This window comes from Chitinophaga sp. LS1, from assembly GCF_034274695.1.
Taxonomy (GTDB): domain Bacteria; phylum Bacteroidota; class Bacteroidia; order Chitinophagales; family Chitinophagaceae; genus Chitinophaga.
Genome location: NZ_CP128362.1, coordinates 1,913,550 through 1,936,403, shown reverse-complemented (window position 1 = coordinate 1,936,403; position 22,854 = coordinate 1,913,550). Strand labels below are relative to the sequence as shown.

The window sequence follows — 22,854 nt, the reverse complement described above, 5'->3', positions numbered from 1 at the left end:
ATGATTTTGGAAATTGGGCGGAAAGATAGTAAGATTATTTAATGTCCATATTAAGTATGGTCAGCTTTTTATACAGCTGGTGTGGTAATTGGTAGTATAATCGTAAATTTACTCTATGCTTTTAACTTTACACCCGGACAACCCGAATCCCCGTCATTTAAAGACGATCGTGGAATGTCTGAAAGATGGAGGCGTGATTATCTATCCGACCGATACGGTTTACGGCATGGGCTGTGACATCTCACAGCACAAAGCTATAGAACGCATTTGCCGCATCAAGCATATTAATCCTGCCAAGGCCCAGTTTTCGTTTATATGTTACGATCTCAGTCATTTGTCTGACTATGCACGAAGTGTTGATACACCTACCTTTAGAATGCTGAAGAAGGCATTACCGGGACCATACACATTTATTCTGCCCGCCAGCAGGCAGGTGCCCAGAATGCTGAAGCAAAAGAAAGATACGGTTGGTATACGCGTGCCCGATAATAATATCAGCAGAGCAATCGTGAAGGAATTAGGTAATCCTATTCTGAGCACATCGTTGCCTATTGAAGCTTACGTAGAAGAATATACTGATCCGGAGATCATCCATGAAAAGTTTGAAAACATCGTGGACATTGTCGTGGATGGTGGTCCTGGTGGTATGCAGTTTTCTACAGTGATCGATTGTACAGGGTCTGAACCTGAAATGATCAGGGAAGGGATTGGCAGTTTTGAAGAAATCGTCTAAAACATTTGAGTATGAAAATATGTAGTGTTTTTTTGCTGCTGTTTTTAGGATTTAATGTTGTAAAAGGGCAAAATAAGCTCTCTGTAGCGCCATTATATCCGCTTCAAAAAAAGATGACGCCGTCAATTACTTTTGTAAAACCCACTACGGCTGTAACTTTCACGCCGAAAGTGACTCCTCCCCTGACTCCTCATTCCTATTATGATCAGTGCTTCGGATATTTCTGCAAAAAGGAGTGGAACTTTGAGCAGCGTACAAAGGTGCCGTTGAAGTTCAGGTTAGGAACCTACCAGGAAGCGCAACGCATTGAAGGCAAATAAAATATGTGCTTTCTGTGTGGCTTAAAATCCTTTTTCATAGCGGAATAAGAGAAATTTTATTGACAAAAGCAAATAATTTACTTGCTTCCGGCAAGTAATAAAAAGGGGCTTTTTCCATTGGAAAAGCCCCTTTTTATTGAGAAAAAGAACACTATTGTTTGATGCCCAGTTTCTTAGCGATATCTGCAGGCAGTGCTTTTTTGTTCAGCATGATGCAGGTCGTCTTATAAGCGAAGAAATTTTCAGAAGCATAGAAGTAGCCACTACCTGGATTGGTAGTACCCCATGAATTTTTCACACGGAAGTATACTTTACCATTCTGGTCTTTTGCCATACCTATGATGTGCATACCATGGTCATCCTGCGTTTCGAAATTGTCGAAAGCTTTCTGACGCAGTTCAGGAGTGATGGTTTTTTCTTTTACCGGTTCTTCAAATACTTTCTTTTTCTCGTCAGCGGTCATGTCACTAAAGTCAGTTTCCGGAACTACAGCCAGGCTTTCAAGGAAGTTGAAACCTTTTTCTGATACATCAGATGCCCATGCAATGGTGTAACCAGTCTGGATCGCATTTTCTGCGATAGCAGTAAATTCATTCAGGGGTACATTGTACACTCTTTCCCAATTCCAGTTGTCCGGCACTTCCAGTACGAACTGTTGGTAATAAGGGTGGTGAGTGAAAGATGAAATCAGTACATAATCATCTGCATTCAAACCCAGTTCTTTTGCAAAGGATTGCGGCGTGTAAGATTTACCCTGGTAATCAAATTTTTCAGGAGCATCGCCCATGTATGCATTCAGTACGCCATCAACGGCTTTCTTCCAGTTAGGATTGACAGTACCTTCATTAGCGCCGATGGTCTTGGTCATACCTTCCAGGATAGAGACCATTTCAGCGTGGTTATATACTTTATCGCGGTTGCCGTCGTATACTGCCTGTGGTACCAGTCCGTATTCGCGCAGGCAGAGCAGATCGTCAGGGAATCCACCACCCTCACCAAAGTTAGCTTTGCCATGCATACGCACGTAGTTTGCCGCCTTAAGAGGATACATTTTTCTCACCACAAACATTTCGCTCAGGTTTACGCCTTTGCCTTTGCCATTGCGCAGAGCTTCGGCCTGAAAGAAAGACAGACCGGAGAAGGACCAGCAGGTACCGGTACGACCCTGGTTTTCTACATCACCTGCATCTAAGTTCTTGATTACGGTAAATTGGTATTTGCTGCCTTCTTTGTTAGTGGTTTGCGCCATGGCAGTCGTGGTGGAATAACACACGGCCAGGCCTAAAATCCATTTCTTCATTTTGGTTTGGTGTTTTGATTTGAAAACGAGGTTTCAAATGTAAGCCAATCCAATTATACTCAGAAAGAAAGTTAAGGTAAGCGGTTGTTAGTCCTGGGGGAGTTCGTATTGCGCACGGGATATTTCCCAGCGCCATAATTGCGTGTCGGGGTTTTCGCCGGCAAAGGACATTCCTGATTTCTGGAGCACTTTTACAGAAGCGGTATACTCCTCCTCTGTATGGGCGACTACCCGGGTCACATAGGAGTGCCCAAAGGCGAAACGGATCAGGGCCTGTGTCAGCTCTGTACCAAACCCCTGTTCGCGGTAGGCAGTCGTGATTTCGTAGCCAATTTCTACTACGCCGTTAGCATCGGGGCGGCCTTTGAAGCCACCGGTACCAATCAGCCGTTTATCTTCCTGGTGAACCACCAGGTATAGAAACCAGCCAAGCATCGAGGGATCGTTGCGCAATTTGTCGTACGATATCAGTACAATTTCAGGGAACTCTGTCCAGAATAGAGGTATATCAATATCCAACAAATGGCCCAACGTTTCTTTTCCTTGTAACAACGCTTCGAAGTACTGTAATGTACAAGGCAATATTTGCAACCTTGAGGTCAGGATCATGGCCGAAAGCTAGTAAACGAATTTGGAAAACACAAGAGGGGTGTAAGTACTAAGTGCTGCGGCAATGCAGTATCTTTTCTTATAAATTCCATGGTGAATAAAGGCCGGACAATGATCAATTGTCCGGCCTTATTGTAAATATATTTAACACTTTATTAGTAATTAGTGGGCTTCCAGCCAGTTGCGGCCAAGGCCTATTTCAGCTTCTACCGGAACCGCCAGTGGCAGTGCGTTGCGCATACCCTCCAGGATGATCGGCTGGATGATTTCAATCTCATCTTTATGCACATCAAATACCAATTCATCATGTACCTGAAGGATCATTTTTGAACGCAGGTTTTGCTCCTTCATTGTTTTGTGGATGGAGATCATGGCCAGCTTGATCATATCGGCAGCAGTACCCTGAATAGGCATGTTGATGGCATTTCGTTCTGCATAACCTCTTACCACCGCGTTGGAGCTGTTGATGTCTTTCAGCCAGCGCTTACGGCCCAGCAGGGTTTCTACATAGCCATTCTGCTGTGCAAACTGTTTCTGTTTATCCATATAGTGCTGGATCGCCTGGTACTGCGCGAAGTAGTTATCGATCAGCATTTTGGCTTCACTACGTGGAATACCCAGGTTCTCGGAAAGACCGAAGGCGCTCACACCGTAAATAATACCGAAGTTTACGCTCTTGGCATTGCGGCGCATATCAGAGGTTACCTCTTCCAGCGGAATGCCGTATACCTTGGCCGCAGTAGCCGCGTGGATATCTATACCCTGGCGGAAAGCGTCTATCATAGCCTCGTCTTCGCTGATGGCAGCAATGATCCGTAGTTCTATCTGGGAGTAATCCGCAGAGAGAAGGGTAAACTCTTCATTGCGGGGTACGAATGCTTTGCGGATTTCCCTGCCCCTGTCAGTTCTGATCGGAATATTCTGCAGGTTCGGGTTGGTGCTGCTCAAACGGCCGGTTACAGCTACTGCCTGGTTATAGGAAGTATGTATCCTGTTTGTGCGTTTATTAAGCATGGTTGGCAGTGCATCTACATAGGTAGATTTCAGCTTACTCAGCTCACGGAATACGAGGATGTCGTCTACGATCTGGTGCTTGCTGGCCAGTTTTGCCAGTACGTCTTCACCTGTAGCATATTGACCGGTACGGGTCTTTTTTGCTTTCGGATCAAGGGCCAGTTTTTCGAAGAGTACCTCACCCAGTTGTTTCGGAGAGGCGAGGTTGAAACGCACACCAGCCTGGGTGTATACGCTTTCTTCCGCCCTTCTGATTTCAGTATCCAGCTCGCGGGAGTAATCGATCAGGGCCGGGATATCGATGGCGATACCTTCGAACTCCATATCGGTGAGGACTTTCACGAGTGGGTTTTCCACTTCGTAAAATACCTTTTCTACGTTTTTAGCAGGCAGCAGTGGGGCGAACTTTTCTTTTAGCTGCAGGGTGATGTCGGCATCTTCTGCTGCATAGTCCTTGATCTTATCGATCTCCACATCGCGCATGTTGCCCTGATTCTTACCTTTTTTTCCAATGAGGGTTTCGATAGAAACCGGTTCGTATTGCAGGTACTGAGCGCTGAGCAGATCCATGCTGCGGCGGCCTTCAGGCTCTATGAGGTAGTGGGCAAGCATCGTATCAAAAACAGGTGCTTTGATCTCTACACCATACCACTTAAGTACCAGCATATCGTATTTCAGGTTCTGGCCAATGAATACGATGTGGGTAGTTTCGAAGAGCGGACGGAATTCGTCTACAATGGCCTGTGCCCCGGCTTTGTTAGCAGGTACGGGTACATACCAGGCTTCGCCTGCTGCAAATGAGAAGCTCATTCCTACCAGGTCTACAGCATTTGCATCGGTACCTGTCGTTTCAGTATCGAAGCAGACTTCCTGTTTGGAGAGCAGGGTGGCCAGCAGTTCGGCTCTTTTTTCAGGTGTGTCTGCCAGGTGGTAGTTATGTGGTGTATTGTTGATATTCTTTTCAGCAACCAGGATACTTACTATCTGTTCAGGGGTATCTTCAGTGATAGCTGCCGCGGAGGTAGCGGTAACGTTGCCGAATAGGTCCAGTTGAACTTTACCGTTAGTAGTAACTTCACTACTGGCGCCAAAGGTATCGCCAAGAATACGTTTGCCCAGGGTTTTGAATTCGAGTTCAATGAAGACTTCAGAGAGCGCTTCTTTGTTATGGTCTTTGATGCAGAAGTCTTCTTCGTGGAAGGTCACAGGAACATCGGTGATGATAGTGGCGAGTTGTTTGGAGAGGATGGCGCTATCCGCACCAGCTTTGATCTTTTCTCCCATTTTACCACCAATCTTGTCTGCATTGGCCAGTACATTTTCGATGGAATCGTACTGGGCTAAAAGTTTCATGGCGGTCTTCTCTCCTACCCCCGGAATACCAGGAATGTTGTCGACAGCATCACCCATGAGCCCCAGGATATCAATAACCTGGTGCACATCTTTGATCTGCCATTTTTCACACACTTCTTTTGGGCCAAGAATTTCTTCTTTGCTGCCCATGTAAGGTGGTTTATAAATGAATACATTTTCTTTTACGAGCTGGCCATAGTCTTTATCCGGTGTCACCATGTATACTGTGTAACCCGCTTCGGCAGCCTGCCAGGCGAGGGTCCCGATTACATCATCGGCTTCATAACCGTCTAATTCAACACAAGGGATATTGAAACCGGTGATAATACGTTTGATATCGGGAATAGCGTCAAGCAGATCTTCAGGTGCGTCTTCACGATTCGCTTTGTAATCGACAAAGGTGGTATGTCTTTCGGTGGGGGCATGCGTATCGAATGCCACTGCCATGTGTGTAGGTTTTTCTTTATTGATCAGGTCTATCAACGTGGAAGTAAAACCAAACTGGGCATTGGTGTTACGACCAGCGCTGGTGAGGCGAGGGTTCCGGATCAGGCCATAGTATGCGCGATATATGAGAGCCATGGCATCCAGTAAAAAAAGTTTCTTTTGCATCTGCCAAAAGTAACTATGAATTGTGAAATATATCGCCTGAGTTAGGATCTTTGCCCTCAAAGAAACGCACATGAAAAAAATATACCATCTGTCGACCTGTAATACCTGTAAAAAGATTATAGATGCGGTAAAGGCGAAGGAGAATGGGTTTGAGTTGCAGGATATAAAGACGGAGAAGATAACACCGGCGCAGCTGGAAGAGATGCATAAACTGGCAGGAAGTTATGAGGCGTTGTTTAGCCGCAGATCACAGAAATATCGTCCTATGGGATTACATGAAAAAGAGCTGACGGAGAAAGATTATCATGATCTGATCCTGCAGGAATATTCTTTTTTGAAGAGGCCTGTGAGTATTGTGGGGAAAGAGATCTTTATCGGGAATGATAAGAAGAATGTAGAAGGGCTGGAAGCGGCTGCGAAAAAATAATTTTTATAGTTTTTGAAGTGTTGCGACTTCTGGGCGCAACACTTCAAAAACTATAAAAATTCAGACGATTGCCGAAGGCAATCGTCTGAATTTTTGATCTTCATTTATAAAGAGGCAGCAAAATTTCTGACTACTTGTTTATACTGTTCCATATCTTCCTCATGTTCAAAAGATTTGAACGGAAATGTTTTGATATCCTCCAATGCTTTCTCCAATCTGAATTCAGATTGATTCACATTATAGAAGAACCCTTTTTTCATCAGGAACTTACCCAGATATTCCTGCTCAGACTGCCCCGGTGTGGGTACTAATATCGCTTTCTTATTCAGCTTTACAAGGTCCATGAGGGTGGTATAACCAGAACGGCTTAACACCATATCAGCCCCGAGCATTGCTTCATTCAATTCTTTTGCATTCAGGTGGTTTACCTGTTGAATACGTGGTGTGACCTGTTTCGTTTCAGGCGTACCTGGTTTACCACTTACGATCAGCGCACTGATAGGTAATGCTGCTACTTGTTCCAGTACCATTTTTTCCAGGTTGGAACGTTGAGGTTCAGGACCTGAAATCAGGACCAGTAGATCGTATTTTTTAGGCACATCTGGTCTGTTCTCAAAACGGCTGAGGCAACCTAAATAGGTAGTATTAGGAGGCAACACTTTTGGATGACCCAATATACCAGAAAGGTTGTTGGAGCCGGCATAGTCCGGTATCCAGCAGGCACCATACCTGCGGATGTAGCTGTAATTGATCTTTTGCAGAATGGTCTCAATGATCCCGCCAAACGGGGTCTTGATCAACAACTGGTGAGAGATAATAACAGTAGGGATGTCCCGGTGATAGAGGCCGAAGCGGTTGTCGGAGATGACAGCATCGATGTTGTGTTCCTTCACAACCTGTTGCAGCCATCGTTGCTCATACTTGATAGACTTGATGATCTGAGGGATCTGCTGAATAATTTTCGGCCCAAAGAACCAGCCCTTTTGAGCATACTGGATGCGGTATCCGGGAAGCGGCAGGATAGTCAGCTGTGGGAATTCCTGGCCTAACAAGGCAGCATGTTTCCCCTCGGCAGCAATAACTACATTACAGCCTGCGTTTAATAATTCGTGAATGATAGGGATATCCCGGGTTGCATGACCTAATCCCCAGTCCAGAGGGACTACCAGAACTGTTTTACGCGCAGATTTTGTAGGCAAATATTTGAAATTTTTACGAAATTAGCTTAATTTAGAAATGCGCACTGTTAAGAAAAGGTAAACTCTCGTACAGACTGGCATCTATAACATTTTTGAGGAAACAACATAGAGTATGAAATCAAATAAATGGCTGACTATCTTTCTTCTTTGCGCTACAATCAGTATAATCGGACAGAGCTGTAAAGTTTTAAAGAAAAACGATTGCGGATGTCCTACTATGAATAAAAAACGCATGCACTGATCTTTATTGAGAATAGCCGGATCGTTCCCGCGCATATTAAAGACCTTGTACATCCAGTTGTTGAGCACACCAAATCACTTACGCCTACTGAAAACGCCTTTAAACAACATTTAGGGGAACAATCAATTTATTCTAATGAAACAGGTTGAAAGGGATTTATTGTTTGTCCTGCATGAAGACAGGTACAGCGAGAAACAAATTCAAAATGCAGTAAGACAGATTAACGAAATGCTATCCATGGTAGAAACAATGGACTATCTATGTAACGTAATGGAAGTGGCTGATTGTAACAGGAACAAAATCACCAGCAAGCGTCCAGTACTGCAAAAAGCATTATCAAGACAAGAAGTCAAACCTTTTGAATTCATCATACATAAGAACTAAATACCAGACAGTTCAATTGTAGTGGCAGGCAGGTCGTCACTCTACACCCTGATGTCATCAGTCAGGCATTGCTACGTGTATCACTAACATAGCCGATTACTATCTTTATTCACGTTTGTCGTTAATTCACAATTGATTCGTAGGTTTGCGAGCAAACAAATTTCTATTGATGGCAGACTTCGCGCAACTTCACGATTACCTGATTCCCATCTCAAAAGCAGACCTGAACAATGAACTGGAATATGATGAGTACCAGATCGGTGCCATCTGTGATTGCTATGAAGCTGGAAACATTCCTGATCTGGATGCGGCTGACATTATATTAGTAGGTGCTGCTGATGAGCGCGGATATGGACCCGGCAAAAAAGGGCCGGATGCTGCAGATGCCATCCGCCGTGAATTCTTCAACCTCTTCTACTGGCACAAAGAAGTGAAGATCGCCGATATCGGTAACCTGCGCCCTGGTATTGAACTCACTGATACCTATGCCGGTCTGAAAACAGTAGTGGCCGAACTGGTTAACTCCCAAAAAACAGTCATGATCCTGGGCGGTTCTCACGACCTGACCTATGCTCAATACAAGGCTTACGCAACGCAGAAATATGTGATAGAAGCCACCGTGGCCGATGCGTTGATAGACCTCAAAGAAGATTCAACAATCCCGGCAGACAGCTTCCTCATGGAAATGTTCACCGAACAACCCAACTACATCCGTCATTACAATCACCTCGGTTTTCAGAGTTTCTATGTACATCCCCGGATGCTGGAAACACTGGATAAACTCCGGTTCGATTGCTACCGCCTGGGCAAGGTGAGAGAAAACATGGACGAGATGGAACCGGTGCTGCGGAACACAGATATGCTGAGCCTGGATATCAATGTCATTAAAAACTCCGATGCTCCTGCTAATACCCTCTCCCCTAATGGGTTGGCTGGCGATGAGGCCTGTGTGCTCTCCCGCTATGCAGGTATGAGCGCCCGACTGAGTTCCTTCGGCATTTATGGTTATCGTCCTGAAAAGGATAGAAACCAGCTGACGGCTAAACAGATTGGTCAGATGATGTGGTACTTTATGGATGGCGTAGCTATCCGGCATAAAGAAGCCGTGCTGCAGGACCGCGAAGCATTCTGGGAGTTTAATATTGTATGCGGGGACATTGAAACCGTATTCCTGAAAAGTAAAAAGACCGGGCGCTGGTGGATGCAGATGCCTGGGAAAGAATTCTTACCCTGTGCCTATAACGATTACCTGCTGGCGAGCAATAATGAGATCCCGGAGAGATGGTTGCGCCACCAGGAGCGGATGTAAACACCACGAACGGCAATGAAAATAATAGTAATTAAATCGTACCTATCATGCCGAACACTAAGGAAACCCGCGCCCGAATTAACCTGATCCAGAACCTGCAGGACATCGCCCTGATTACCATCGGGGTGCTGCTGGCCGCCGTTGGCCTAAAGGGGTTTCTATTGCCCAATGAATTTCTGGATGGAGGCGTAACGGGTATTTCACTGCTTATCAACCGACTAACCGGATGGAATATTTCCGTACTTCTGGTCATCATTAATATCCCTTTTATATTACTGGCTTACAAGCAGCTTTCTGTTGAATTTACCATCAAGGCCATGTGTGCCATTGTGGGATTGGCCTGTGCCCTCGTATTTATCAAAGTACCAACTATCACCAGCGACCACCTGCTGATCGCTATTTTCGGCGGTTTCTTCTTAGGCGCCGGAATCGGCTTGTCAGTAAGAGGCGGTGCCGTATTGGATGGTACGGAAGTACTGGCCCTTTACATCAACCGCAAGACAGTGCTGTCCATGGGAGAAGTGATTATGTACTTCAACCTGGTCATCTTCAGTGTAGCGGCGATCCTCATTAATATTGAAACAGCACTGTATGCGATACTGACTTACCTGGCTGCTTCCAAAACGGTAGACTATGTAATCTCCGGTTTTGAAGAATACATCGCCCTCACGATTATCTCCAATGAAAGTGAACTGGTGCGCAAAACATTGACGCTGACCCTGAGGAAAGGCGTGACCGTATTCAAGGGACAAAGTGGTTATGGTAAGCGTGGTTCAGTGGATAAGGATATTGATATTATCTACACCGTGGTTACCCGCCTGGAAGTGCACAAAATCATTGACGAAATAGAGAAAATAGATGAAAAAGCATTTATAGTGCAACACAATATCAATGATACAAAGGGTGGCATGATCAAGCGCCGGGCCACCCATCATTAATTAAGAATGGATGCTCTTGAGTAGCTCTATCACTCTGTGTTTCAGGTATGCAGCTTTGTTGTCTGTGAGGATCATATCGTCGTCCAGACCTGCGAGGGTCTGCGGTCTTTTCTTTTCAGCACGGACTTCGATGTCTTTGAAATAGGCTTCTTTCTTTTCTGTCCATTGAGCCTGAGCGATTTCTAAAGTTTCGCGGCGGGGATTGTCCAGATTATTGTAGACCTGATTGTAAACGGCGGCGAGGAGGCTATCCATTTCCTGATAGTAGGCCAGTGCACAGTTATAAGAGTTTCCTCCCTGACTTAAACATTCCTGATAGCGTAATTCAATAGAGTCTACAGCTGTTTTTCTGGTTTGTCCAAATACGGTCAGAGTTATGCACAATGGCAGGCATAGTAAAAGTAATTTCATAAGATATGATTAGGTATACAAATATAGTAAAAAATGATAATACTATTTTTCGGGATCTAAAAAGCAAAAAGAGGTTGGGCCTTTGGCCCAACCTCTTTTTGCTGGAAAATAAAATGGGTGGTCTGAAAGACCACCCATTTTATTTTTAAATAACTACCAACTCATACCAATCTTCCGGCTTGAAATACTGCTTAGCTAACACATGCAGTTCTTCCGCTGAAATCGTCTTGATCGTCTTGATATTATTATAGAAGTAATTCTCATCCAGGTCATTGAGGATCAGGTTCTTCCAGCGCTGTATAATCTGGAAAGCTCCATCCAGGTCACCCAAAATAGACCCGATCATGAAGTTCCGTACCAGCGCCATTTCCTCCTCATCCACCACTTCATCCTGCATGATGCGCATCTCCTTATAGATCTCTTCAATCGTTGCTTCGCACACATCTCTGCCAGCTTCCGTATGGATATTGATAGCACTTGCCTGGCGGAAATTGTATACCTGCGAAGAAATACCATAGGTATAACCTTTCTCCTCACGGATATTGCTCATCAGGCGGGAACCAAAGTAACCGCCGAAAATGGTGTTCAATACCATCATCTTCGAATAATCAGGATGGTAGCGATTAGGGAAATGACGTGCTATACGCACAGCACCCTGTACCCCATTCTCATCATTGAAAATGCGGAATTTTTTTTCTTCCGCCGGCATGATGGAAATTTCCGGTTTGATGATCGTCGCTTCTCCATTCCATTTGGTGGTACCAAAGTATTGGTTCAGCTGAGGGATCAATTGATCCGGTAGTTTGCCAGCCACGAATATGCGGCAGTTATTGTAAGTGTAATGTTGCTGATAGAAAGCTCTCAACGTTTCTGTCTGCAGGGCATCGTATGCCTCCATGCTGCTCACGCGGCCATAAGGATGAAATTCTCCAAACAGGTATTTGTCAATATGCCTGTTCGCTACGAAATCACATTTCTGCAGATTCACCGCCAGCCTTTGCTTCATGTTCTGCTGGAAAGTGGCCAGTTCTTCTTCAGAAAAAGCCGGATCCAGTATCACTTCCTGCAGCGTAGGCAGCAGGGAAGAAAAGCTTTTGGTCAGACAGTGAAGGGTGTAAGTACCAAATTCATGGTGGCAGCTCCTGTTCAGGTAAGCCCCAAAGTAATCGATACTTTCATTTATTTGCAGTGCAGAATGCTTACCGGCTCCATTCTTCATCAGGAAGTTGGAAGCAGACGCAATGAGGTTTTCTGATTCGTACCAGCTACCTGCGGGAAATACCATTTCCAGCTGCAAGGTTTCCTGTTCATCCGATTCAATAACGTATACTGGGATGCCATTATCCAGTGTGAATTTCTCATACGGTTTCAGTGCGACTTCAAAATCAACGGCATCTTTTATCTCAGGGGCGAGTTTACGATTTATCATTAATCTTAGTGAATATTAGCCTGCGTAATAGTAAATAGTATTTGAGTTCTTCTCGTCAAAGAGTATAGCTGCCTGTTTGTGCATTTGCTCGGCAGTTACCGCTTCGTAGTTGCTGAATTCCGCATTCATGAGCGAGGCATCGCCCATCAGCTCATAGAATGCGAGGTTATTCGCTCTGTTCAAAAGTCCCATGTCTTCAAAAGCGAGCATGCTTTCCACGCGGTTTTTCACTTTTTGCAGCTCTCTTTCAGGGATGATTTCCTGTCGTACTTTATCCAGCTCTTCCTGTATCGCTTTTTCAGCATCTTTCATCTTCACGCCTTTTACCAGTTTGCCCTCGATGGTGAACAAACCTGCATCCAGCGTGCCGAAATGATAACAATCAATATTACTGAAGAGTTTTTTCTCTTTTACCAGTACCTGGTGCAGACGGGAAGAAGCGCCGCCACCCAGAATATCAGAGATCAGATCGATTGAGTAATAGTCCTTGTCCAAACGACCCGGCATATGATAACATTTGTACAGGGCATCCAGTGGTACATTGGCTTTTACTTCCAGTTTGTGCGCACCCTGTTGTGCCGGTTCCTGCGGAATATTACGTTGAATAGGCTCTCCTGCAGGAATATCGCCGAACCATTTTTCTGCCAGCGCTTTTACCTGGGAGGTGGTCACTTTTCCTGCTACTACCAGAATGGCATTGACCGGACGGTAATATTTGAAGAAGAAACTTTTTACATCGTCCAGTTTTGCATTTTCAATGTGTGCCAGTTCCTTTCCGATGGTCATCCATTTGTAGGGATGCACAGCGTAAGCCAGGTCACGCATCTTGTGCCAGATGTCGCCGTAAGGTTTGTTGATGTAATGTTCCTTGAACTCTTCGCATACAACCTTGCGCTGTACATCCAGACTCTTTTCGCTGAATGCCAGGGAGAGCATACGGTCGCTTTCCAGCCAGAAAGCTGTTTCTATATTTTCTGCGGGAAGTTGAATGTAGTAGTTGGTCAGGTCACTGGTCGTGTAAGCGTTGTTTTCACCACCGGCCATCTGAAGCGGTTCATCATATTCCGGGATGTTGACAGAGCCGCCAAACATCAGGTGTTCGAATAAGTGCGCAAATCCTGTCTTGTCAGCATCTTCATCGCGGGAGCCCACATCGTACATAACATTTAACACTGCCATTGGCGTGGTATGGTCTTCATGCACAATCACGCGCAGGCCATTGGCTAAAGTGAATTTATTATAATGGATCATATTCCTATTTATGAGAACTGCAAGTTAAGGTATTAAAAATAAAGAGGAATGTCCATATTGATTTTGCCAAAGGCAGGCTAAATACTTATTTATCGAGGTAGATTTCCCGTTGTTTATAGTTGATGGTAATGGTGCGGAATTGTGACCAGATATAAGAGCCAATGGAACCGGCCACTTCTGTTAATCCGCCTACGTCATTCACCTCCTTACAGTAACTACCGGAGACCTTTTCCATGCGTACAGCGCCAAAGGCCAGGTAAGGAATGATGGTATTGAGGTAAGTGAGTTGCTGGTACAGGTCTCCTACCTTGTCTGTACCGACGATGGGCAGAACCTCTCTTAGGTGGTATTTTTCAACGAAAGGCCAGTTAAACAGAATACCGTAATCACCACCGGTAATGAAGTGGTAACGGCTACCCAGGGATCGGCCATCAGGCAGTTCTATCACAGCTTCTATGACAGGAGTATCAAAATTCAGCGTCATGGGCAGGCGCTTGCCAGGTACGCTCATTGGTGTTTTGCCCTGACGATATAGTAAGATCCGGGAGTTGGTATAGTCAATCTGGACGATGAACATTTTGATCAGGTCCACGCCAATAATGCCGTCGATATGAATAGGCGATTTTTTGAATTCCTGCAGCGGTTCTAAATACACTTTTACCAGCGGTAATCGGGCCTTCCCAAAATAGAGCAGATTGATCGTGGAGGTGGGTACCCTGACTACAATATCGTCGGTGCCACTCAGTCCCCCATCTTCTTTGGTTTCGAGTTTCAGCTTTTTAGCCGTTTCGTTACTCAGCGTGCTGGCTTCGGCGCCTGTATCGAATATAAAATGTAGGCTATCCTCCGAACTACTCTGAGAGGCACTGATAATCAAAGAGTGATCATAGACCCGGAATGGCAGAATGGCTACCGGTTCTGCGGAGACAGGTGGTGCCTGGGCGGCCGACAATAGCGGCAAAGTAATAAGTATGTAGAACAGTAGCTTTTTCACGTTACACATCAAACGAAAGATAATGCAAAGTATTATAAAATACTTTTGATGAGTACTTTTTTCAGCATGAGCTCATTGTTCCTGCTGATGAGTAACATAGGCCGGGTACCTACATTTTTTAGCTGTTCCCTTACGTCCTGTATATTGTTAGTGAAGAGGTTATTGATCGCCATGATGATATCTCCGGGCTTTAATCCTGCCTTTTCAGCAGGAGATCCTTTGATAATATCGGTGATTTCAATTTTTCCGTCAATCATATACATAACCAGCCCGGTATAGGAATAATCGAATGGTTCCTTGAAGTGATTATTGGGCAGCAGGTAGATTTCCTTTTTGCCATAATTGAGATAGATATTGAAACGGCGAAGAAGATCATTGCCAATCATGCCACCAAGAAAAGGATAGGCTGTGATATTCGTCTGATCGTCAAAGACATAGACAGGTACGTTCCGAAAGTTAAAATTGCCGATTTTGAACTCCCCGATAGTGGTTACATCCATAGTCATTTTCCCTCCAAGGCCCTGGGCTTCGGTTTGAATTACTTTTCGTTGTTTTTTCCGGGTGGAGAGTACGGTACTGTCGCTCACGAATTGTTTGGAAAACAAAAGACACATACCCGCACCTGTATCGAAGTAATACCGGCTTTCACGCTGGGTTTTACCATTGCGGAGCTGACCGGTGACAATGGGAATCTGGGTGAGGGTAGGATGTAATAATGACCCACCTTTAGGATAAGTGAATTTCCCATGGGTAAACAGCAGTATCTCTTCGGCATTATAGTCTACCAGCACATTATAGCGGCTTAGCAGGCTATACCCAATGATGCCGTCTATTTGCAGGCCATATACCTGGCTGATCAGCTCATAGCTGTTAACATGAAAATTGAGACTGTCTACCTCCAACCCTGGCAGCAGCAGCGTTCGGTCCATAGCGAAATCCACTCTTTTGGACCCTCCTACCCCACGTACAACTTTGTCAGATGGAGTGAGCTGAATACCTAAGCGGACACAGGTGCTGGTATCCAGAGATATGCCTGCACTACCGGTATCAAGGATGAACTGGAGTGTATCGGAAATCCCTTTTATCTGTGCGAGTATCACCACTACGCCCCCATAGTATTGTCTGAATGGAAAGCGACAGATCAGCGTACCTTCTTCTTCCTGAGGCAGTTTTGATTGAGCGGTTGCAGCGTGGAATATAGAAAGAGCTAATAAAATGATACAACAGTGCTTTGACAATGTTGCTTTTTGCATACGAGAGAATGACAGAATAACAGTTGTATAAATGTAGGATTAAAAAAGCCGATTACCTCCTAAAAATCCACCAATGGCGGGATATTGTTTTTTGCTACCTTTGTTTATCATGGAACTGAAAGATCTATATAGGAAAGCATTAAATTTTGAGTGGCTTACACCGGAAGAAGGGGTATATCTGTTTGAAAAAGCACCGCTTACTGAGCTGATGCACATCGCAAATGAGCTTCGTAAACAGCAGGTTCCACACGGAAAAGTTACCTGGCAGATAGATCGAAACGTAAACACTACCAACGTGTGTACGGCTAACTGCAAATTCTGTAACTTTTATCGTATCCCAGGTCACGGAGACGCTTACATCACGTCAATTGAAGAGTACAAGGTAAAGATCGAGGAGACCCTGAAATTTGGCGGCGACCAGTTGCTGCTGCAGGGCGGACACCACCCGGATCTGGGCCTGGCATTTTACGTGGATACCTTTAAGCAGCTGAAACAGTTGTATCCTACCCTCAAGCTGCATGCCCTCGGTCCCCCTGAAGTGGCACACATCACAAAACTGGAAAAAAGTACACATATAGAAGTGCTGAGCGCACTGAAAGAAGCTGGTCTGGCCAGCTTACCAGGTGCCGGGGCTGAAATCCTGAACGACCGCGTGCGTAGGCTCATTTCCAAAGGGAAATGTGGTGCACAGGAGTGGTTGGATGTAATGCGGGCGGCACATAAGCTGAATATCGCATCCTCCGCTACAATGATGTTCGGGCACGTGGAAACTATAATGGAGCGTTTTGAACACCTGGCGGATATCAGACAGGTACAGAGCGAGAAACCGGAAGGTCATTATGGCTTCACCGCTTTCATTCCATGGACATTCCAGGATGTAGATACCCTGCTGTCCAGGATCAGAGGGGTACACAACATGACCACTTCCGAAGAATATATCCGTATGATCGCTTTGAGCCGTATCATGCTGCCTAATATCAGGAATATCCAGGCTAGCTGGCTCACAGTAGGTAAACAGGTTGCTCAGATCTGTCTCCACGCTGGTGCGAACGATTTCGGATCTATCATGATCGAGGAAAATGTGGTAAGTGCTGCCGGTGCTCCGCACAGATTTACCTACAGATCCATGCAACAGGCGATCAGGGAAGCTGGCTTCGAGCCGCAGCTGAGAACCCAGTTGTACGAGTTCAGAGAAATCCCGGCGGGCATCCAGGAACAGGTGATTAATTATTAATACTGATGTATATACGTATAGCGGCTTGCGACCAATCGTCGCAAGCCGCTATTATTTTTAGCAGGTCAATGTAACTCTCCTCTTTTTTTCCCGTCTAACCAACAGTTAAAAGGAGGAGATTATGAAAAGGCTAGGAGTATTGCTATTATGTATAGGGCTGTTGTCCATCACAGCCTGTACCAGTACCAAACTAACTTCGTCCTGGAAAACACCTGATGCCAGGCTGGATACCAGCAAAAAAATGATTGTGATAGCCCTTGTTCCACCCAGGGACAAAAAACTGCGCATTTTAATGGAAAATGAGCTCGTCAATGAGCTACAGAAAGAAGGCTTCAACGCAGTATCTTCATTTGCCAAATACGGCCCGGACGACGCCCTGTCGAAGACAGGAGATGAGAAGGCCGCTCTGCACAAATTTAGAAATGGTGATGTGGACCAGGTGCTCACTATCGCCATGGTAGATAAAACAAAATCCAGCGGCTATGTGCCCTCCTACCCTTATGCCCCTTATTACAGGGGATGGTACGGCGGTATGTTTACCCCTGGTTATTATACCACGAATGTGCGGTATGAATGGGATACGAATCTGTATGACCTGGGACAGAAAAAACTGATCTACAATGCACAGTCAGAAGCGATTGATCCGCCCACTGCTTATAAGCAGGCATCACAGTTCGCCCGTCAGATAGTTCGTGATATGCAGCGGCGACAGTTGTTTGCAAAAAGTTAAGTTTATTATATTTGAGGTTTGGTCACTATACCCCGGACGGTATAGGGGCCAAACCTTAATTTTTTATGCTGGAGTTAGCCGTAGACGATCAGATTTTACTCAGGCAGTTACAACCTGAAAATGCACCGGTGCTTTATCGCACCCTCGATACATCCCGTAAGGCGTTGCGCCGATTCCTCCCATGGGTGGATTACAATACCAATGAAGATCATTCCCTTCGTTTTATAGAGATGATGCTGCGCAAAGCAGAAGACCAGGAAGCAATTGCCTTTGGTATCTGGTACAATGGTCAGCTGTGCGGAGTATTGGACCTACATTGCTGGGATCACCTGCTGCAAAAAGCCGAAATCGGCTATTGGCTGGCAGAACATTGCCGTGGCAAAGGTATTGTCGTCGCCTGCTGCAAGGTGCTCATCTCTTTTGCTTTCGAAAACCTGAAACTCAACAAAGTAGAAATTCGCTTTGCTCTGGAAAATGACCGCAGTGCCCGTATTCCTATCAAACTTGGATTTACGAAAGAGGGTATTTTGCGCCACAATGCCAAACTACATGGACATTTTGTAGACATGGTAGTTATGGGTATGCTGCGCAATGACTGGAAATACTGATTTAAGTAGGAATCAGATATCACATATCAGCACGGCTTCTTTCAGCGACGAAAGTTTATCCGTTTTGGTAGGAATGAATTCCTGTGCTACAAAACCTTTATACCCTGTTTCATAAATTGCTTTCATGATAGCCGGGTAGTATAATTCCTGGCTGTCATTGATCTCATTTCTGCCGGGCGCGCCGCCAGTGTGATAATGACTGAAATAAGTATGGTTGTCGCGAATGGTGCGGATGATGTCGCCTTCCATGAGCTGCATGTGGTAAATGTCATAGAGAAGGCTAAAACGTTCTGAACCTATCCTTTTGCTCAGGGCCACGCCCCAGTGTGTATGATCGCATTGATAATCAGGGTGATCAACTTTGCTGTTCAGCAGCTCCATCACGATATTCACCTTCTTTTTTTCAGCATACGGCAATAAGCGCTGCAAACCCATAGCGCAGTTTTCAATACCCTGCCCATCATCCAGTCCCTCTCTGTTACCAGAAAAACAGACTACGGAAGGAAAGCCGGCTTTGGCCGTTTCATCGATCAGGTACTGATAATAAGTGATGAGGTCATCGTGGTGTTCCACACGGTTCCACCCTTTGGCGATATTCCATGCATCGCTCACAGATGCTACCATGGCACAGGTGAGGCCAAATTGCTTTGCGGTTTCAAACTGGTGGGGATACAGGAGATCGATGGATTCCAGCCCTATTTCTTTAGCACCCTTGCAAAAGGTGTCCAGTGGAATGGATTCATAAGGCCAGGCACACACTGAATGACGGATACGACCTTTGAGCAGAGTGGACATATAACGATAGAATTTTTTATAAATATAACGTGGAACTACGCATTTTTGAAATGCGTAGTTCCAATCCGGGGTGAAATTCGTAACTTTATAGTAGTATCAAACGTTATAGAAGTACAGTTACGCCTGAGTTAGAAAAAATTACGAGTAATCCCAGAAAGAAGAAAAAATCAGCATTTTTTAAAGGATTGTATCCCAAATCATTATTCCCAAAATATCGCCCCGGCCATAGACTCCGTAATTACTATACCACCATCCGTAATTGAAATTGGTAAGCTATTTGATTATACTAAAATGTTCACAATTTAAAGCGGAGGTCAATATGGAAAAGAAATTTACTCCGGCCTTATGGATTTGTATACTGATGGACCTGATTGGCTGTGCCAGTTATGCAGTGCCCGTGTTAGGCGAAGTGAGTGATGTAATTTGGGCTCCCATTTCCGCTATCATATTCTACAGAATGTTTGGTGGCAGTATGGGTGCATTCGGAAGTGTGTTCAACTTTATGGAGGAGTTATTCCCGGGTCTGGACTTTATTCCGACGTTTACACTAAGCTGGATAGTACGCAGGATTGCTAATGGTATAAGAGAGCGCAAATCCCCTGCGCCGAAATACAAAGTTGCATGATCCGATGGTACTGCCTCTATGGTCAAACGACAAAGTTATTAAGGTTGTAAGGTTATAAAGCTGATGGTACGAGGGGAGATGTTTCACCGTCACCTTTATTTCCTTTCAACCTTTCAAAAAATCTGGAGTCATTTTACATGTATAATACATAAAAAAAGGAGTGCATATCGCACTCCTTTTCTGTTTTACATTCCACCGCCACCGCCCGGAGGAGGACCTCCCGGCATGCCGCCACCCGGAGGACGCATAAAGCGCATTTCGCGTGGAGGGCCTTCACGATTATTATTATTGTTCGTACCGAACTTACGCAGGAAGTAAGTAAAGCTGATCATAAAGTAACGTTGCAGTACCATGTTCTGTGTATCCTGGATGTAGTTCTCACCCGTAGTACGGCTGATGCTGATATTTTGTTTCAGCAGGTCGTAAGCATAGAATTTAAATTGTCCCTGTTTTTTCTTCCCCACAAACTTGGATACATATCCGTTCAGCAAAGTATAATCTACGTTGTAACCCGCAGCCCGGCCTGCATTCAATGTGTATGTCATGTCACTGCCCACCTGAAAACCTGCAGGCAGATTGATGTTGAAATCCAGAGAGAATGAATAGTTGAAATAGTTGGTGTTGTTGCTTGGCAGGATGTCGTATCGTGCTGCTGCATACTGTACACTACCAGATGTAGATACATCAAATAATTCTTTGAAGAAGTAATTGAATGTAATGCCTTCGGTCAGACTGAAGTTTCTGGTATAGTATTTCTTGATATCGCTGAAATCCTCATCTTCACCTGTGAAGCTCGCATCTCTTTTGTAAGAAACGTTCGTACTGATATTCAGAGAAGTGATGTGATTCTTGATGGGAATAGAGTTCACCATACTACCACTCAGTGAATACACCCCATTCGTATTGATCGGTTTAGTGTATTGCTTACCGGTAGAGTCATCTGTACGGTTCGCATTTACAATCTGGTTGTTGGCGAATGTTGCATTTGCATTTACAAAAATACCACGGAATGAACTTCTGTTAAATGCGTTGTAACCCGCCATCAGACTATGTGTGAACGTAGGCTTTAGATTAGGATTACCCTGCTGTACATACAGTGAATTGGTCAGATCTGGTAGTGGTTGCAACTGAGAAATAGTTGGTTGTGTTGTGCTACCATTATAGCGGAAACGGAACCTTCTACCCTGCTCAAAATTATAGTTGAAACTTGCAGATGGAAAGTAGTTCACTGTGTACTGAGAGATATGTGTATTCCTGCTTACGTTATCATTCACCAGACTATTAAACCTCACATTCATACCGAAGGTATAGTCATACTTGAACTTGTTCGTACGGATATTAATACCTGCCTGATTAGAAGAAAATGTATTTTCAAAAATGTTACTCAGGCTATCATTCAGCACATCATATTTTCCGGAAGCATTTGCATCATAAGTCAGGTTTTTGGAAGAGCTATAATTATTGCTATAAGTATAATCCAGTTCCAGGTATCTGTCTTTCATCAACGGTTCAGTGTACGTCAATGTTGCCTGATAATTTTTACCGATGTTATTCGCATTTGTCTTCCTGTCATAACCGCTGGTATAAGCGGACGTAGTATCAGTCGCTACATATTCGTCCAGCGACTTATAATAGTTCTGACGATCGGTAGTATTATATCCATACGTAAAGTTGGCGCTCAGCGTACGACCTGTTTTATGAAACTTCTGACGGTACAATGCAGAGCCTGAAAAGTTTGGAGAAGAAGCACCACTACGGTTGGTATTGGAGCCATCGATAGAGGTTACTTTATTGTTATCCTGCTGTTGGTAGTAGCTGGTTGAATTAGTACTACCATCAGTATAGGAGAATGTAGGGGTAAATATCAAAGAGTGGAAAGAGTCAATTTCATACTCGATCCGCATGTTGAGACGGTTGTTCTTATTTTGAGTAAGGGAACCGGTAGTAGAGTTGTAATAGTAAGAACTATCGGATGTAAAAGTTTGCTTTGTGTTCTGATTTTTAGTTTCAGTTTTTACATCGTTGATGAAGTAACTACCATTGATTTTTAATTTTGATCCAAAGTCCTGATTATAGTTGAAACCTGCATTCCAGTTGGTGGTGATGCCTGTGGTGCTGTTACCACCCAGGTTGCTGATAGTAGATTGAGCAGCACCTCTGCCACCGCCGCCACTACGGCCGTTACTACCACCACTGCCATTGTTGCTGCTGGAGAAGTTGAATACGTCCTGCATGGTAAAGCCCATGTTATTGACGTTATTACCACTACCCAGGAAAGAGAGCTGACGGTTATCGCGGAAGGCGTTTGCATTTGCATTGATAGCAAAACGATCATCTGTACCATAGCCGGCAGATGCCTTTCCGAATACCCCTTTTTTCTTGTCTTTTTTAATTGTGATATTGATGGCTTTTTCAGTATTACCATCATCGATACCTGTAAACTGTGCCTGATCTGATTTACGGTCTATCACCTGAATTTTATCGATCACTTCAGCAGGTAGATTTTTAGTGGCGAGTTTGGGATCATCGCCAAAGAATGGTTTACCATCTACCAATACTCTCTTTACCGTTTCACCCTGTGCTGTGATCACTCCATCTTTATCCACAGTAACACCGGGCAGTTTTTTAAGCAGGTCTTCCACCACTGCGTTTTCGCGGGTTTTGAAAGCATCTGCATTGAATTCGAGGGTATCTTTTTTTACCACAACAGGCGGTATTTCCTGTATGATCTCCACTTCACCCAGGGTGATACCTTTGCCCAGGAGGTGAATGGTACCCATATCAACTACAGGTTGTGCAGCAGATACAGTAATGCTTTTGAAAATTGGTTTATAACCCAGGTAAGTAATATATACCCGGTAGCCACCGGCAGAAAGACCGGTAAAGCTGAAGCCACCTTTTTTGTCAGTAAATGCAGTAGCTGCAAGAGAAGAATCCTTGCCATTCAGCAATGCTACGGTGGCATCAGCCAAAGGATGAGATGCGGTTGAGTCAGTCAGTTCTCCTTTAACCTGACCTGATTGCGCTTTGGATATAAGCGCAATCAGGATCAGGCACAAAGTCATAAGGGGGATCCTTTTCATGA

The 22,854-nt window shown here is 44.7% G+C and carries 21 protein-coding genes; 10 read left to right on the top strand and 11 right to left on the bottom strand.

What is annotated here, in order from left to right; translation table 11 throughout:
* Positions 1-115 precede the first annotated feature (115 nt).
* Positions 116-733 carry an L-threonylcarbamoyladenylate synthase gene (locus QQL36_RS08010; RefSeq protein WP_083721907.1) on the top strand — a complete coding sequence of 206 codons (618 nt, stop codon included), beginning with the start codon at positions 116-118 and terminating at the stop codon, positions 731-733.
* An 11-nt stretch (positions 734-744) separates the two neighbouring features.
* Positions 745-1,053 (top strand): hypothetical protein, encoded by a 309-nt coding sequence (locus QQL36_RS08005; RefSeq protein WP_083721908.1) that lies wholly within the window; start codon positions 745-747, stop codon positions 1,051-1,053.
* A 151-nt stretch (positions 1,054-1,204) separates the two neighbouring features.
* On the opposite strand, the gene QQL36_RS08000 is transcribed toward QQL36_RS08005, so the two are convergent.
* From QQL36_RS08000 to polA, 3 genes are all read right to left on the bottom strand, one after another.
* Positions 1,205-2,353, bottom strand: coding sequence for an aminopeptidase C (locus QQL36_RS08000; protein WP_321569466.1), 1,149 nt, complete (start codon positions 2,351-2,353; stop codon positions 1,205-1,207).
* A gap of 87 nt (positions 2,354-2,440) precedes the next feature.
* The gene (locus tag QQL36_RS07995; RefSeq protein WP_083721910.1) at positions 2,441-2,962 is read right to left on the bottom strand and encodes a GNAT family N-acetyltransferase; all 522 of its coding nucleotides are present in this window, start codon (positions 2,960-2,962) and stop codon (positions 2,441-2,443) included.
* Between the two features lie 162 nt (positions 2,963-3,124).
* A complete protein-coding gene (gene polA / locus QQL36_RS07990; RefSeq protein WP_083721911.1) occupies positions 3,125-5,941 on the bottom strand; it encodes a DNA polymerase I in 2,817 nt (938 codons plus the stop codon).
* Positions 5,942-6,011: 70 nt separating this feature from the next.
* Between polA and QQL36_RS07985 the strand changes: the two genes are divergently transcribed.
* Positions 6,012-6,368, top strand: coding sequence for an arsenate reductase family protein (locus tag QQL36_RS07985; RefSeq protein ID WP_083721912.1), 357 nt, complete (start codon positions 6,012-6,014; stop codon positions 6,366-6,368).
* A gap of 104 nt (positions 6,369-6,472) precedes the next feature.
* Here QQL36_RS07985 and QQL36_RS07980 read toward each other — a convergent pair whose 3' ends face one another.
* Positions 6,473-7,567: a glycosyltransferase gene (locus QQL36_RS07980; protein ID WP_083721913.1), complete on the bottom strand. Its 1,095-nt coding sequence runs from the start codon at positions 7,565-7,567 to the stop codon at positions 6,473-6,475.
* 376 nt (positions 7,568-7,943) lie between these two features.
* Here QQL36_RS07980 and QQL36_RS07975 point away from each other — a divergent pair, with 376 nt between their 5' ends.
* From QQL36_RS07975 to QQL36_RS07965, 3 genes are all read left to right on the top strand, one after another.
* Complete coding sequence (locus tag QQL36_RS07975; protein WP_083721914.1) at positions 7,944-8,192, top strand: hypothetical protein; 249 nt, start codon at positions 7,944-7,946, stop codon at positions 8,190-8,192.
* Between the two features lie 169 nt (positions 8,193-8,361).
* Positions 8,362-9,501, top strand: coding sequence for a formimidoylglutamase (locus QQL36_RS07970; RefSeq protein WP_321569465.1), 1,140 nt, complete (start codon positions 8,362-8,364; stop codon positions 9,499-9,501).
* Between the two features lie 47 nt (positions 9,502-9,548).
* Entirely contained in the window at positions 9,549-10,439 is an 891-nt protein-coding gene (locus QQL36_RS07965) for a YitT family protein (RefSeq protein ID WP_083721916.1), read from the top strand.
* Here the strand turns inward: QQL36_RS07965 and QQL36_RS07960 are convergent, their stop codons facing one another.
* The 5 genes from QQL36_RS07960 to QQL36_RS07940 all read right to left on the bottom strand — a co-directional run bounded on the left by QQL36_RS07960 (position 10,440) and on the right by QQL36_RS07940 (position 15,777).
* Positions 10,440-10,850 carry a lysozyme inhibitor LprI family protein gene (locus QQL36_RS07960; protein WP_083721917.1) on the bottom strand — a complete coding sequence of 137 codons (411 nt, stop codon included), beginning with the start codon at positions 10,848-10,850 and terminating at the stop codon, positions 10,440-10,442.
* A 145-nt stretch (positions 10,851-10,995) separates the two neighbouring features.
* Complete coding sequence (locus tag QQL36_RS07955) at positions 10,996-12,279, bottom strand: M16 family metallopeptidase (protein ID WP_083721918.1); 1,284 nt, start codon at positions 12,277-12,279, stop codon at positions 10,996-10,998.
* Positions 12,280-12,294: 15 nt separating this feature from the next.
* The gene (locus QQL36_RS07950) at positions 12,295-13,530 is read right to left on the bottom strand and encodes a M16 family metallopeptidase (protein WP_083721919.1); all 1,236 of its coding nucleotides are present in this window, start codon (positions 13,528-13,530) and stop codon (positions 12,295-12,297) included.
* Positions 13,531-13,615: 85 nt separating this feature from the next.
* The gene (locus QQL36_RS07945) at positions 13,616-14,524 is read right to left on the bottom strand and encodes an aspartyl protease family protein (protein WP_179091029.1); all 909 of its coding nucleotides are present in this window, start codon (positions 14,522-14,524) and stop codon (positions 13,616-13,618) included.
* A 32-nt stretch (positions 14,525-14,556) separates the two neighbouring features.
* A complete protein-coding gene (locus QQL36_RS07940; RefSeq protein ID WP_321569464.1) occupies positions 14,557-15,777 on the bottom strand; it encodes an aspartyl protease family protein in 1,221 nt (406 codons plus the stop codon).
* 109 nt (positions 15,778-15,886) lie between these two features.
* Between QQL36_RS07940 and mqnC the strand changes: the two genes are divergently transcribed.
* From mqnC to QQL36_RS07925, 3 genes are all read left to right on the top strand, one after another.
* Positions 15,887-17,011, top strand: coding sequence for a cyclic dehypoxanthinyl futalosine synthase (gene mqnC / locus QQL36_RS07935; protein WP_321569463.1), 1,125 nt, complete (start codon positions 15,887-15,889; stop codon positions 17,009-17,011).
* A gap of 121 nt (positions 17,012-17,132) precedes the next feature.
* Positions 17,133-17,741 (top strand): hypothetical protein, encoded by a 609-nt coding sequence (locus QQL36_RS07930; RefSeq protein ID WP_083721923.1) that lies wholly within the window; start codon positions 17,133-17,135, stop codon positions 17,739-17,741.
* A gap of 65 nt (positions 17,742-17,806) precedes the next feature.
* Positions 17,807-18,349: a GNAT family N-acetyltransferase gene (locus tag QQL36_RS07925; protein WP_083721924.1), complete on the top strand. Its 543-nt coding sequence runs from the start codon at positions 17,807-17,809 to the stop codon at positions 18,347-18,349.
* Between the two features lie 12 nt (positions 18,350-18,361).
* Here QQL36_RS07925 and QQL36_RS07920 read toward each other — a convergent pair whose 3' ends face one another.
* On the bottom strand, positions 18,362-19,144 hold the full coding sequence (locus QQL36_RS07920) for a hydroxypyruvate isomerase family protein (RefSeq protein ID WP_321569462.1): 783 nt from the start codon (positions 19,142-19,144) through the stop codon (positions 18,362-18,364).
* Between the two features lie 319 nt (positions 19,145-19,463).
* Between QQL36_RS07920 and QQL36_RS07915 the strand changes: the two genes are divergently transcribed.
* Positions 19,464-19,769: a hypothetical protein gene (locus QQL36_RS07915; protein ID WP_083721926.1), complete on the top strand. Its 306-nt coding sequence runs from the start codon at positions 19,464-19,466 to the stop codon at positions 19,767-19,769.
* Positions 19,770-19,954: 185 nt separating this feature from the next.
* Here QQL36_RS07915 and QQL36_RS07910 read toward each other — a convergent pair whose 3' ends face one another.
* Positions 19,955-22,852, bottom strand: coding sequence for an outer membrane beta-barrel family protein (locus QQL36_RS07910; RefSeq protein ID WP_083721927.1), 2,898 nt, complete (start codon positions 22,850-22,852; stop codon positions 19,955-19,957).
* Positions 22,853-22,854: the final 2 nt, after the last annotated feature.

Excerpts from the sequence above, each read along its gene's own strand:
- QQL36_RS08010 (WP_083721907.1), top strand. The coding sequence starts at position 116 with ATGCTTTTAACTTTACACCCGGACAACCCGAATCCCCGTCATTTAAAG.
- QQL36_RS08005 (WP_083721908.1), top strand. The coding sequence starts at position 745 with ATGAAAATATGTAGTGTTTTTTTGCTGCTGTTTTTAGGATTTAATGTT.
- QQL36_RS08000 (WP_321569466.1), bottom strand. The coding sequence starts at position 2,353 with ATGAAGAAATGGATTTTAGGCCTGGCCGTGTGTTATTCCACCACGACT.
- QQL36_RS07995 (WP_083721910.1), bottom strand. The coding sequence starts at position 2,962 with ATGATCCTGACCTCAAGGTTGCAAATATTGCCTTGTACATTACAGTAC.
- polA (WP_083721911.1), bottom strand. The coding sequence starts at position 5,941 with ATGCAAAAGAAACTTTTTTTACTGGATGCCATGGCTCTCATATATCGC.
- QQL36_RS07985 (WP_083721912.1), top strand. The coding sequence starts at position 6,012 with ATGAAAAAAATATACCATCTGTCGACCTGTAATACCTGTAAAAAGATT.
- QQL36_RS07975 (WP_083721914.1), top strand. The coding sequence starts at position 7,944 with ATGAAACAGGTTGAAAGGGATTTATTGTTTGTCCTGCATGAAGACAGG.
- QQL36_RS07970 (WP_321569465.1), top strand. The coding sequence starts at position 8,362 with ATGGCAGACTTCGCGCAACTTCACGATTACCTGATTCCCATCTCAAAA.
- QQL36_RS07965 (WP_083721916.1), top strand. The coding sequence starts at position 9,549 with ATGCCGAACACTAAGGAAACCCGCGCCCGAATTAACCTGATCCAGAAC.
- QQL36_RS07960 (WP_083721917.1), bottom strand. The coding sequence starts at position 10,850 with ATGAAATTACTTTTACTATGCCTGCCATTGTGCATAACTCTGACCGTA.
- QQL36_RS07955 (WP_083721918.1), bottom strand. The coding sequence starts at position 12,279 with ATGATAAATCGTAAACTCGCCCCTGAGATAAAAGATGCCGTTGATTTT.
- QQL36_RS07950 (WP_083721919.1), bottom strand. The coding sequence starts at position 13,530 with ATGATCCATTATAATAAATTCACTTTAGCCAATGGCCTGCGCGTGATT.
- QQL36_RS07940 (WP_321569464.1), bottom strand. The coding sequence starts at position 15,777 with ATGCAAAAAGCAACATTGTCAAAGCACTGTTGTATCATTTTATTAGCT.
- mqnC (WP_321569463.1), top strand. The coding sequence starts at position 15,887 with ATGGAACTGAAAGATCTATATAGGAAAGCATTAAATTTTGAGTGGCTT.
- QQL36_RS07930 (WP_083721923.1), top strand. The coding sequence starts at position 17,133 with ATGAAAAGGCTAGGAGTATTGCTATTATGTATAGGGCTGTTGTCCATC.
- QQL36_RS07925 (WP_083721924.1), top strand. The coding sequence starts at position 17,807 with ATGCTGGAGTTAGCCGTAGACGATCAGATTTTACTCAGGCAGTTACAA.
- QQL36_RS07920 (WP_321569462.1), bottom strand. The coding sequence starts at position 19,144 with ATGTCCACTCTGCTCAAAGGTCGTATCCGTCATTCAGTGTGTGCCTGG.
- QQL36_RS07915 (WP_083721926.1), top strand. The coding sequence starts at position 19,464 with ATGGAAAAGAAATTTACTCCGGCCTTATGGATTTGTATACTGATGGAC.
- QQL36_RS07910 (WP_083721927.1), bottom strand. The coding sequence starts at position 22,852 with ATGAAAAGGATCCCCCTTATGACTTTGTGCCTGATCCTGATTGCGCTT.